Below are 10,961 nucleotides of genomic sequence, written 5' to 3'. Positions count from 1 at the left end.
GACCCCGCCGCCCGTCGGTGCGACGGCGGGCCCCGGCAGCCCCGCGACCCCCACCGCCGCAGCGGCCACGAGTCCCACCGCACCGACGGCGAGCAGCAGCCGCCGCGTGGCGGCCGGGGTCCAGCGGTCCGTCCGGGCCCCCACCGACGCCCCGACGCCGTCGGGCACGTCGTCGTAGCGCAGCTCCGGGACGGCGTCGTCGGCCGGGCGCAGGTACAGGACCTCGCCGTCGAGGAGTTCGAGGACCTCGATCGGCGCGTCCTCGTCGAGCGGGGCGTCGCCGAGGCGCTGCAGAACCCAGCCGGTCCGCTCCCCCGCCGCGTCCCCGGCGAGCCGCCGGGCGAGCAGCGTCAGCAGGTCGCCCGGGGTGACCGAGACGGGCACCGCGAGGTCCGCGCGGCCGTCGGGGCCGCGCACGGTGATCCGGCAGAGATCGGCTCCGGCGGGCCCGCCCTCGGGAAGGGACCCGCCCTGCGGGGTCCCGTTGCGGGAGGGGGCGGGAAGGGTTGTTCTCACGGGCGGGCTCCTGACGCGGAGGGCGCGGCGCCCACGGGGACCGGGGCCACGGACGGGTCGACGGTCTGCACGAGCCGCACCGCGCGGCGGGTGACGAGCTGGGCCCGCCCGGCGGGCAGCGTGCGCGGCCGCGCCTCGCCGAGGAACTTGCCCTCCTCCTTGGGGTAGGAGAACAGCACGCCGGGGGCGCCGAGCTCCCACATGCGGCGCAGCAGCGGGTCCATCATCGCCCGCATCGCGCCGGAGGTGCTGCGCGCGACGACGAGGTGCATGCCGATGGTCGCGCCGTGCGCGAGCAGCGGGATCAGTGGTTCGAGAGGCCCGCCCATCCCCGCGCCGGTGGCCATCAGGTCGTAGTCGTCGATCAGCAGGAACAGCCGCGGGCCGTTCCACCAGTCCCGGCGGGCGAGCCGGTCGGGCGGCAGGTCGGCGCCGGGCAGCCGCTTGGTCATGGAGACGGCGGCGTTGGCGGCGAGGTCGGCGAGCGCGTCCGAGCTGACGGCGTAGCCGATCCGGTACTCCTCGGGAACGGCCGCGTGCAGCTCCCGGCGGCCGTCGGCGAGCAGGATCCGGGCCTGCGACGGCGCGTAGGTCGCGGTGATCGAGCGGGCGAGCGTGCGCAGCACGCCGGTCTTCCCCGTCTCGGCGTCGCCGAGCACGATCAGGTGCGGGGTGGCGCCGAAGTCGTGCCGGACGGGTTCGAGCCGCTTCTCGTCCAGGCCGAGGGACACCGTGAGGTCGCCCGCGGCGCCGAGGACCGGTGCGGGGACCCCGGCGGCCGGCAGCCGGGTCGGCAGCATCCGCACCTCGGGGGCCCGGCGGCCGGTCCAGTAGGTGGCGACCTCCTCGGCGGCGAGCCGGGTCGCGGTCATCAGGTCGTCCGTGTCCGAGGACCCGTCGATCCGGGACAACCCGGCGAGGAAGTGGTGCTTGCCGGCGGTGAGACCGCGGCCCGGCTGGTGCGGGACGCCGGCCGCGGTACGGGCGCCGAGCTCGGACTCGATCGGGTCGCCGAGGCGCAGCTCCAGCTTGGTGCCGAGCAGGTCCCGGGTGGACGGCCGGATCTCCGACCAGCGGTTCGCGGCGACGACGACGTGCACGCCGAAGGACAGCCCCCGCGACGCCAGCTCGGTGACCCGCGGTTCGAGCTCCTCGAAGTCCTTGCGCAGCGTCTGCCAGCCGTCGACGACGAGGAAGACGTCCCCGAAGCGGTCCTCCGGGAGGACGGACGGGCTGCCCGCGCCCGAGTCGCGTGCCCGGTAGGCCGCCATCGAGTCCACCCCGTGGGCGGCGAACACCTGCTCGCGCCACTCCAGCAGCTGGGCCAGCTCCTCGATCGTCCGCAGCACCCGGTCGCGGTCGAGGCGGGTCGCGACGGACCCGACGTGCGGGAGCCCGGACAGCGACACCAGCCCGCCGCCCGCGAGGTCCAGGCAGTAGAACTGGACCTCCTCGGGGGTGTGGGTGAGCGCGAGCGCGAGCATCAGTGTGCGAAGCAGCGTCGACTTCCCGGCCTGCGGCGCCCCGACCACGCCGACGTTGCCGTCCGCCCCGGTCAGGTCGGCCGCCAGCAGCTCGCGGGACTGCTCGAACGGCTGGTCCACCAGCCCGAGCGGCACCCGCAGGCTCCGGACGGCGGGATGCCCCGGCGCGGTCATGCCGCGCCTCGGGTCCGGCACCAGACCGGGGAGCAGCTGGTCGAGGCTGGGCGAGGAGTCCAGCGGCGGCAGCCACACCTGCCGCGCCGCGGGCCCGGCGCCCGCCAGCCGGCCGATCAGGACGTCGAGGAGGCTCTCCTCCTCGTCCCCGGCGGCCTCGCCGCGGGGCCGGTCCGGGCGCGCGGGCTCGTCCGCGGCGTCGTGGTCGCGGCGGATCGTGCCGGGGGCGAGCCCGAAGGCGGCGATCTCGGTGGCCGCCAGGAGCGCGGACCCGGCCCCGCCGCGTACCTCGGGGCAGGGCCCGGAGACGTAGGCGGCCTTGAACCGCACCAGGTTCTCGGTGTCGATCTTCAGATACCCGTTGCCCGGGGCCGAGGGCAGCTCGTAGGCGCTCGCGGCGCCGATCACGCTGCGGGACTCCATCGAGGAGAACGTGCGCAACGCGATCCGGTAGGACAGGTGCCCCTCGACGCGGTGGATGCGGCCCTCGTCGAGGCGCTGCGAGGCCAGCAGCAGGTGCACCCCGAGGCTGCGCCCCAGCCGTCCGATCTGGACGAACAGGTCCATGAACTCCGGCTTGGCCGCCAGCAGCTCGGAGAACTCGTCCACCACGACGAGCAGGGTGGGCAGCGGCGGCAGCGTCGCCCCGCCGGCCCGGGCCTTCTCGTACTCGTGGAGCGAGGAGTATCCGGCGGCGCGCAGCAGCTCCTGGCGACGGACCAGCTCACCGTTGATCGAGTCCTGCATGCGGTCGACCAGCGGTAGCTCGTCGACCAGGTTCGTGATCACGGCCGAGGTGTGCGGGAGCCGCTCGGTGCCGAGGAACGTCGCCCCGCCCTTGAAGTCGACGAGGACCATGTTCAGGATCTCCGACGAGTGCGTCGCCGCGAGGCCGATCACCAGCGTGCGCAGCAGCTCGCTCTTGCCCGAGCCGGTGGCGCCGATCAGCACGCCGTGCGGCCCCATGCCGCCCTGCGCGGCCTCCTTGAGGTCGAGCTCCACGACCTCACCGTCCTCGGTGACGCCGATCGGGACCTGCAACCGCGCCCGTTGCGCGGTCCGCTGCCGCCAGGACGCGGCGACGTCCAGGGCGCGCGGGTCGCGGACGCCGAGCAGCTCGGTGAGCTCGAGGTCCGTCTCCAGCGGCTTGCTGGACAGCTCGACGGTGCCGCTGGTGCGCAGCGGGGACAGCACCCTGGCCAGCCGCTCGGCAGGCGCGGGCCCGATCCGGTCCGGCACGGCCCGGCCGACGCCGTCGCCCGACGGGAACTCGACGGCCCCGTCGGTGACGGTGAGCCGCAGCACCGCCTCCCCGCCCGGCAGCGCCCCCGTCAGGTCCAGCAGCACGACGTTGCGCAGCCCGCCGCCGCGCAACCGGGAGCGCTCGGGCACGTCCACCCCGTGTGCGACGACCACGGTGAACGGCTCGTGCGGGCTCGGGGTCGCGGCCGGGTCGTGGTCGGGGCGGTCCAGGACCTCCGGCCCGAGCAGGCCGAACAGCGCGTCCACGTCGGCGGCGACGACCCGCACCGGTCCCCCCTCGTCGACCGCGTCGGGGTGGGCGAGGTGCGGCAGCCACTTGCACCAGTCCCAGCCGGACTGCTGCTCGGGGCCGAGCAGCAACGCGAGCCGCAGCTCGTCGGGCGAGTGCAGCACCACGAGCTGGGCGAGCAGGGACCGCAGCAACGCGGCCGCGGGCCCGGCCTCCCCCGCGAACTCGACGGCGGAGAACCGGCGCAGGCCCACTGCGACCGGCAGCTCCGGCACCGTGGAGAAGGCCCGGGTGAACCGGCGCAACGCAATGGCGCACAACGGTTCCAGGTCCTCCACCGGCCGGGTCTGCGGTGGGTCGAGCTCGAGGGCGGCCCGCTGGTCGCCGCGGCCGATCCGGACGCGCGCGAAGTCGTCGTGCCCGGCCCGGCGCTCCCAGAGCCGCGGCGAGCGGGCCAGGTCCGCCAGGGCAGCGGGCTCGGGGTTGTCCCAGGCGAGCGCCGCCCGCTGCTCGTCCGCCGCGGCACGGGCCCGGTCGCGGAGCTGGTCGAGGTAGCGCAGGTAGTCCCGGCGTTCGGCGCGCATGGTGCGGCGCCGCTCCATGCCCGGCCGGACGATCTGGACCAGGCTCATCGACACCATCGACAGGCCCATCATGCCGGTGACCAGGTAGAGCGCGGGCGACGTGCCGCCGAGCGAGAAGATCAGCACCATCGCGCCGGTGCCGAGCGCCATCGGCAGGTAGGACATCGCCGAGGTGAAGTCCAGCGCGGCGGGCTCGCCGAGCACCGGCGGCTCGGCCGGTTCGAGACGGCCGGCCGGCAGGTCCGGCCCCGCCGCGCGCGGGCCCCGCTTGACGACGACGGTGCTCACGACCGTCGTCCGGGGAAGAGTCCGGAGGACACGGGCGGGTTCACTCCCCGCGGTGCGACGGCCGGGCCGCGACCCGGGCGCCGTGCAGGGCGGCGAGCAGGTCGTCGATCCGGTGCAGCATGGAGGCCCGCTCGGCCGCGCCGGCGCCGTGCATCCCCTGAGGTGCCGGGACGTCGAGCGCGAGCAGGTCCGCGCGCACTCCGGCCAGCATCGCCGCGGTGCTGCTGGCCAGGACCTCCGCGGCCGTGCAGGTCGTCATCCGTCCGTCCCCCGATCCTCGGTCAGGGAACCGACGATGGCGGGCCGCGCCCGGTGGGGCCAGCGATTCGGGACCGGGATGCCCGTCCCTCCCGCAGGGACTGCCCTCCCGGACAGCCCGCCGGGGAACACCCGGGAGGTCAGCCCGCCGCGCGGCGGGCCCGCTCCCCTCCGAAGCGCTGCAGCCGGGCCCACATGGCGGGGGTCCGGGCCAGCGCCAGCGAGTACTCCCGGATCAGCGGGTGGAACCGGTAGGTGCCCGGGGCGGGCTCGGCCAGCAGGTGATGGTCGACGAGCCGGGCGAGCCGGGTGATGAGCTGCTGGCGGTCCTGCACCGGGCACAGCGGACGCACCGCGTCCCGGCTGAACTCGGGCCGGTCCAGGAGCGCGCCGGCACAGAGCACCTCGAGGGCGTCCTGGTCCACCGCGGCGAACGAGTGCCCGAGGAACGGCCCGATGCCCAGGTCGTGGATCCAGTCGGGGTCGGCCGCCTGCTGCGCGGCCAGGTCCCGGCAGTACTCGGCGACGGACCAGCTGGGCCGGGAGTCGAGCTGCGTGGCGTTGGCGACCAGCATCAGCGGCAGCCCACCGATGCGCCGCAGGAGCTCCCCCACGGCCGCGGGTTCCCGGTCGACCCGCTCGTGGCCGACATGGCGGGCGAACAGCTCCCAGGACTGCTCGAAGGTCAGCGGGTCGACCTGGACGCGCTGCACCGGGGTGAGCCTGCGCATCCGGTAGGTACCCGCGATCAGCACGGTCGTGCCGGCGGCGACGAGCCGCGCCACCGCCGAGGTCCCGGCACCGGGCGTGGTGCCGAGCCGCTCGTCGAGGTCCGGCTCGCCGTGCACCCCGTCGAGGACCAGCAGCGAGCCGCCGGGGAGGGCCCCCGGGACGGTGCGCCCGGAGGCCACCAGGTGCACCTCCCCGGCGAACCGGCCCGCGACGCGGGCGACCGCGGCCACCGCTGCCGCGGTGGTCCCGACGCAGGGCAGCCCGTGCAGCACGACCGGACGGGGCGCGGCCGGGAGGAGCAGCACGGACAGCCGGTCGAGCACGTGATCGCGCCCGACGAGGTCCGGCACCGTCGCGGGGAGCGCGTCCGGGGCCCGGAAGGATCGGGCGTCCCCACACCCCTCGGCGGGCGGGAACGCGGACGACACCCGTCCTTGTGGGGCCGACGGGCCACGCAACGGGACGACGGGCAGGTCACCGGTGTTCAGCGTGTCCTCGGCGAGGATCTGCCGCTGCAGCGCGCGCAGCTCGGGGCCGGGCTCGATCCCCAGGTCCGCCACCAACCGGGCCCGCAGCTCCGCGTAGAGGGCGAGGGCCTCCGCGCGCCTGCCCTCCCGGTGCAGACCGCGCATCCGCAGCCCGTGCAGGCGTTCCCGGTGCGGATTCTCGCGGAGCAGCCGGTGCAGCTCGACGGTGCGCACCTCGGGCCGGCCCCGGGTCAGCTCCAGCTCGACGAGCTCCTCGAAGGCGGCGAGCCGCTCCTCCCGCAGGGCGACGCGGTTCACCTCGGCCATGGGCCCCGGCAGCCCGGTGAGCGCGACGCCGTCCCACCCGTCCAACGCGGTGCGGAGCAGCGCGGCCGCGCGCTCGAGGGAACCGTCCGCGCCGGCGGCTCGGGCGGCGGCCAGCCGGTGCCGGAAGAGGAACAGGTCGACCTCCATGCCGACGACGTCGAGGAGGTAGCCGCCGCCGACCGAGCGCAGGATCCGGCTCTCCTCGCGCGGTGCGCGTCCCGGTTCGAGGATCCGGCGCAGGACGGACACGTGGGCCTGGACGGCGCTCTGCGGGTTGGCGGGCGGGTCGGCGCCCCAGATGGCGTCGACGAGCCGATCCGGGCCGATCACCCGGCCTGCGCCGAGCAGCAGGGTCGCGAGGAGCGCGCGGCGCTGCGGCGGACCGAGCGCGATCGGCTCGTCGCGGAACCACGCCTGCACCGGCCCGGCCAGCACGAACCGCAACGGGAGGGCCGCCGCGTGCTGATGATCCACAGGTGTGGTTTAGCAGTTGTTAAGCGTTTTCGTGGGTGACTGCGAATGAACGTCTGGAGAACCGGCCCGGCGCGCCTCTGTCACTGCAGGTCAGAACTTCTCGAGGACACGACAGTGTGACCGTCCACATGCCCCGGTCCCGGCTCGGCCTCAGAGGGCCCCGCAGCGCAACCCGAACGCCACGGCGTGCGAGCGGTTGCGCAGGTTGAGCCGGGTCATCATCGCGTGCAGCACGTTCTTGATCGTGCGCTCGGAGTAGTTCAGCCGGTCCGCGATCTCCACGGTGTCCAGCCCGTCCGCCAGCAGTCGCAGCACCTCCACCTCGCGGATCTGAAGCCCGCCGGCGGTGAGCCCGTTGGGCGCCAGCACGTCGCGCTGCACGGACCGCACCTGCTCGACGAGCCGGTGCAGCACTCCCCCCGGCATCTCGGCCCGGCCGGCCGCGGCGCCGAGCACGGCCCGCAGCACCCGCTCCGGGGACGCGTCACGCCGCGCCAGCACACTGACGAGACCGCAGTCGACGGCCCGCAGCAGCAGCCGCTCGGGCAGCGAGTCCGACACCAGCACGATCCCCGCCCGGCGCGGCAGGCACTCCTCGGCCGCGCCCCGCATCAGGTCCAGTGTGGACTCATCGGTGTGCGGCGTCACCACGACCAGGACGTCCGCCTCCCCCCGCCGTGCCGGCGCGAGCAGCTCCACGTCGGAGCGCCCGCGCAGGACCGAGGCAGCGCCGTCAGCACTCAACGGATCATCGGCCAGCACCGCGACGCGCATCGAGCTCAACGGTCCCTCCTCCACAATCGTTCGATCGTGCAACATCCTGCAGGACCCGACTTGCCGTTCTCTTGGCGAACGCGCGGCGGGCGGCGGGGGACGGCGCCGCGGCCGCCCGGCAGATCTCGGAGAGCCCCGCCGCCGCTGAACATGGTCACCACGGCGTGCCTCGCCCCGCGACGGCTCGTCAGACCAGGAGGCTCTGCACGGCGACGGGGGCGAAGGACATGAATGCCATCAGCGTCGTCATCACCGTCCAGGAACGGATCTACCGGGGCGTGTCGCAGGATCAGGTGCACGAGCAGCCGACGCCGACGGACCGCTCACCATCACGTCCCTGCCCGTCGCGCCGATCGGTCGATTGCTGCTGTTCGGACCATCAGCTCACCGGGTCGCCCACGTTGCCCACGCGCACCGGACCGTTCACCTCGCTCGGCCACGCGACCTCCACGGCGGTGTCGACAGCGTCGGAGGGCAGGTCGAACGTCGCCTTGGCGGCGGTAGCGCCCGGCAGGTCGGCGCGCGGCGAGGCGACGTAGACGACCTTCGGGTGCGCCTCGTCGACGATCACCTCGACCACCGAGGCCGCGGTGCTCGCGTCCATCTCCACTGACTCGATGCCCAGGGGGGCGCCCCCGGCACTGTAGAAGATGAGGTTGGTCGGCGCGCCGATGAGAGTGCAGGACACGCCCGGCTCCGCGGCGAACTCGATGGCGAACAGCTTCTCGTTCGCCACCGGTGTGGCCTCCTCCCTGACCGAGACGTTGAGCTGCTGCGCGCTGCATTCGCCCTGCGCGGCCGGCATCGCCTGCGCGGCACCGGTGGAGCCGCACGCGCTACCAACCACGACAGCCCCCGTGATGGCAGCAGCAGCGCCGAGGCGGGATGCGCCCTTGAACGTGATCCCCATGATCGTCCTCCTGTGTGTCGGTGTGCTTGCTTCGGTGATGGGCAGCGCGATGGGGGCGGGCGCGGGCGGGGCCAGCGCGTTGCCGGTCCCGGACACCGCCGGGGCAGGTCGGTCATGATCACCGACGCTAGGTCGGTGCTGCGTCACTGGGACCGACCGATAGGACGATCGGCATCGGCCGAATGGCCACTAGTCACGCCGGTGCGGTGCACCCCGCTCTCACGGCCTCCGAGGCTCGCGGCCACTGAAGGCGCCCTTGGCCTGCCGGGCCCGTCGGGTCCGGTGCGCATCCCGGACCGTCGGGTCATCGCCCAGGCTCGTGGGGCCTTCGAGGTCCTCCTTGACAACCGCGAGACCCGACGGCTCGGGGCGTGCTGACCGGCGATGGGGTTGCGCGCCGCGAGCGCTTCAATGACCTACCGGAAGCCGCGCCTCACCGGAGCGCCCACCCGCAACGACGGAAGCGAACACGGCGATCAACCAGCCAGGATCGACCCTGACCAGCGACGACATTGCCGCCGACGGACCAGTCGGATACGCCGGGGTGGACTGGTCGTGGTCCGAACACGCCGTCTGCGCGATCGACGAGACCGGCGCCGCCATCGAGCAATTCACGGTCAAGCACTCCGCGGCTGGGCTGGGCAAGCTGGTCACCCTCCTGCACCTGCTCGACGCCCGCCTGACCGTGTTCGTGATCGCCAGCTGGCAGGTCACCGCCCTGCGCTCCCGCTACGGCACCGCCGCCAGCAAGGACGACCGCTTCGACGCCTACCTCCTCGCCGACGTCCTGCGGCACCGACCGCCGCCGCCTCACCCCACTCACCGTCGATTCCCGGGCCACCCTCGGCCTGCGGATGCTAGTCACCTCCAGACCCGTTCCAGTAGGCGAACGTGCACGGGGCGGTCAGGCCAGCATGGCTCATCCACCGATAGGTGTCGGATGTGACCGTAGCCAGGCCAGGAGCTGCTGGGCGTGCCGGTTCGGCGGGAAGATCGGATAGAACACGTACTCGATTGCGCCATCGCTGATCACGAGCGTGAGCCGCTTGTAGAGCATCAAGTCCCCGGCTCGGAAGGTCGGCAGGTTCAGCTTCTCGGCCAGGCTCAGCCCGGTGTCGGAGAGCATTTCGAAGGGCAACCGAAGGCGGTCGACGACTTCCCGTTGATAGTCACTGTCCTGGCTGGACAAACCGAGTACGGCGGTCGCGCCGGCGTCGAGCAGGTCGCGGTGGTGGTCCCGGAAGTCACACGCCTCGGTGGTGCACCCGCGAGCGCCGGGGATGTTGTCCCAACCGTCCGGCAGGCCGATGTCCGGCCTGCCGGTCAACGGGTAGATGTAGAGGACCGCCCGGCCCGGGCCCAAGTCGTCGAGAGCGATGGTTCGATCGGCTGTGCTCGGCAGACTCAGGCGCGGGATCGGCTGACCGACGAGGTGGTCGGCGGCCCCGTCGTCCTCGGGTATGGGCAGGTCGGCGGGGAGCTGGTTCAGGTCGGCCATGACCGTCCTCTCGTCGTCGGGCGTCCGGACCGTGCTGGCCCCGGTGCACGGCCTCGCCTAGCCGGGTGACAAGGGCCGCCCGCTTGACTGCGAGGGCCTCGATCCGTGCTGTGAGCTCGGCGATGGCGTTACGGAACGTGACCTGAGGCCCGGCAGTCCTCCGCATGAGCCCGACCAGCGGTCGGACACTCCAAGACCGACCCCTGGGCGCGTTGCGAGCTCCCCGATCTTCACGTCGTCCACCTATTGCGAGCGTAAACGTCAACCTCCGGGGAAGGTCGACACCTGGCCGCCTTTCGGCCGGCAGCACGAGGTGGACGATCAACGGCCGGTGGGGGCAGCAATACTCCAGAAGGCGACGGCGGCATCAGCTCGGATGTCTATCTGGGTGGTCATTCCGGCTCGGTAGCGTGCCGATATTCGACGAAGTCGGTGTCGCGCCAGAGACCGCAGCGCCGGCCATGCCGGTTTAGGCCGAGGCTCTGCCGGATAGTCCCGCTCGCACCAATCAGATCTCGGCCGTTCAGGCAACTGGGGGAGCTGCGCGATGGCCGCAGGGAATGGAAAGCAGCCGCTGCATGATTCGTCCGGCGGTTCCGTCATGGTGTCGGTACAGGACTTCGATGGCTACACCTTGTCGATCAACGCTGCGCACCGGGCGGTGCTGGGGTGGTCGCTGGACGAGCTGTCGGCGGTGCCGTTCTGGGAGCTGGTGCACCCGGAGGACCAGCAGCGGTTGATGGAGGACCGGGAGCGGCTGCTGCTGCGCGGGCTGGGCCGGATGTCCGCCCGGCGGGTGCGGATGCTGCGCCGCGACGGCACGCACCGCCTCATCGCCTACGAGATGCGGGCCAAGCCGGAGGAGGAACGCATCTACCTCTCCGGAGAGGACGTCACCAACCACCAACCGAACGTTTGCGGAGAGCGGTTCCTCGTCGGGTCCTGGGACTGGGACATCAGCCGGGACTCCGCGACCTGGTCGC

At 73.4% G+C, this 10,961-nt stretch carries 9 protein-coding genes; 2 read left to right on the top strand and 7 right to left on the bottom strand.

Features of this window, described 5'->3' with window-relative positions:
• The 6 genes from JWP64_RS11645 to JWP64_RS11620 all read right to left on the bottom strand — a co-directional run.
• A partial coding sequence (locus tag JWP64_RS11645; RefSeq protein WP_297495754.1) for an EsaB/YukD family protein occupies positions 1–516 on the bottom strand: 516 nt, incomplete at its 3' end.
• Positions 513–4,538: a type VII secretion protein EccCa gene (gene eccCa / locus JWP64_RS11640; RefSeq protein WP_297495752.1), complete on the bottom strand. Its 4,026-nt coding sequence runs from the start codon at positions 4,536–4,538 to the stop codon at positions 513–515. The genes eccCa and JWP64_RS11645, both read right to left, overlap by 4 nt.
• Before the next feature lie 40 nt (positions 4,539–4,578).
• Positions 4,579–4,797, bottom strand: a complete 219-nt coding sequence (locus JWP64_RS11635) for a hypothetical protein (protein WP_297495750.1) — start codon at positions 4,795–4,797, stop codon at positions 4,579–4,581.
• A gap of 139 nt (positions 4,798–4,936) precedes the next feature.
• Positions 4,937–6,796 (bottom strand): AfsR/SARP family transcriptional regulator, encoded by a 1,860-nt coding sequence (locus tag JWP64_RS11630; RefSeq protein ID WP_297495749.1) that lies wholly within the window; start codon positions 6,794–6,796, stop codon positions 4,937–4,939.
• Positions 6,797–6,946: 150 nt separating this feature from the next.
• Positions 6,947–7,570 (bottom strand): response regulator transcription factor, encoded by a 624-nt coding sequence (locus tag JWP64_RS11625; protein ID WP_297495756.1) that lies wholly within the window; start codon positions 7,568–7,570, stop codon positions 6,947–6,949.
• Between the two features lie 379 nt (positions 7,571–7,949).
• Positions 7,950–8,480 (bottom strand): hypothetical protein, encoded by a 531-nt coding sequence (locus JWP64_RS11620; RefSeq protein WP_297495747.1) that lies wholly within the window; start codon positions 8,478–8,480, stop codon positions 7,950–7,952.
• Between the two features lie 544 nt (positions 8,481–9,024).
• On the opposite strand from JWP64_RS11620, the gene JWP64_RS11615 reads away from it, so the two are divergent.
• A complete protein-coding gene (locus JWP64_RS11615; RefSeq protein WP_297495745.1) occupies positions 9,025–9,426 on the top strand; it encodes a hypothetical protein in 402 nt (133 codons plus the stop codon).
• On the opposite strand, the gene JWP64_RS11610 is transcribed toward JWP64_RS11615, so the two are convergent.
• The gene (locus JWP64_RS11610) at positions 9,400–9,978 is read right to left on the bottom strand and encodes a peroxiredoxin (RefSeq protein ID WP_297495743.1); all 579 of its coding nucleotides are present in this window, start codon (positions 9,976–9,978) and stop codon (positions 9,400–9,402) included. The two genes, JWP64_RS11615 and JWP64_RS11610, sit on opposite strands and share 27 nt — an antisense overlap.
• Positions 9,979–10,579: 601 nt before the next feature.
• Here JWP64_RS11610 and JWP64_RS11605 point away from each other — a divergent pair.
• The coding region (locus JWP64_RS11605; protein ID WP_297495741.1) for a PAS domain-containing protein at positions 10,580–10,961 on the top strand (382 nt) is incomplete at its 3' end.

The organism is Pseudonocardia sp. (assembly GCF_025465255.1).
Lineage (GTDB): Bacteria > Actinomycetota > Actinomycetes > Mycobacteriales > Pseudonocardiaceae > Pseudonocardia.
Note: the sequence above shows the minus strand (reverse complement) of the source record. Positions and strands in the feature narration are given on the sequence as shown.

What these genes read in the sequence shown, in the direction of transcription:
- JWP64_RS11620 (WP_297495747.1), bottom strand. Translation starts at nt 8,480, where the DNA reads ATGGGGATCACGTTCAAGGGCGCATCCCGCCTCGGCGCTGCTGCTGCC.
- JWP64_RS11635 (WP_297495750.1), bottom strand. Translation starts at nt 4,797, where the DNA reads ATGACGACCTGCACGGCCGCGGAGGTCCTGGCCAGCAGCACCGCGGCG.
- JWP64_RS11625 (WP_297495756.1), bottom strand. Translation starts at nt 7,570, where the DNA reads ATGCGCGTCGCGGTGCTGGCCGATGATCCGTTGAGTGCTGACGGCGCT.
- JWP64_RS11610 (WP_297495743.1), bottom strand. Translation starts at nt 9,978, where the DNA reads ATGGCCGACCTGAACCAGCTCCCCGCCGACCTGCCCATACCCGAGGAC.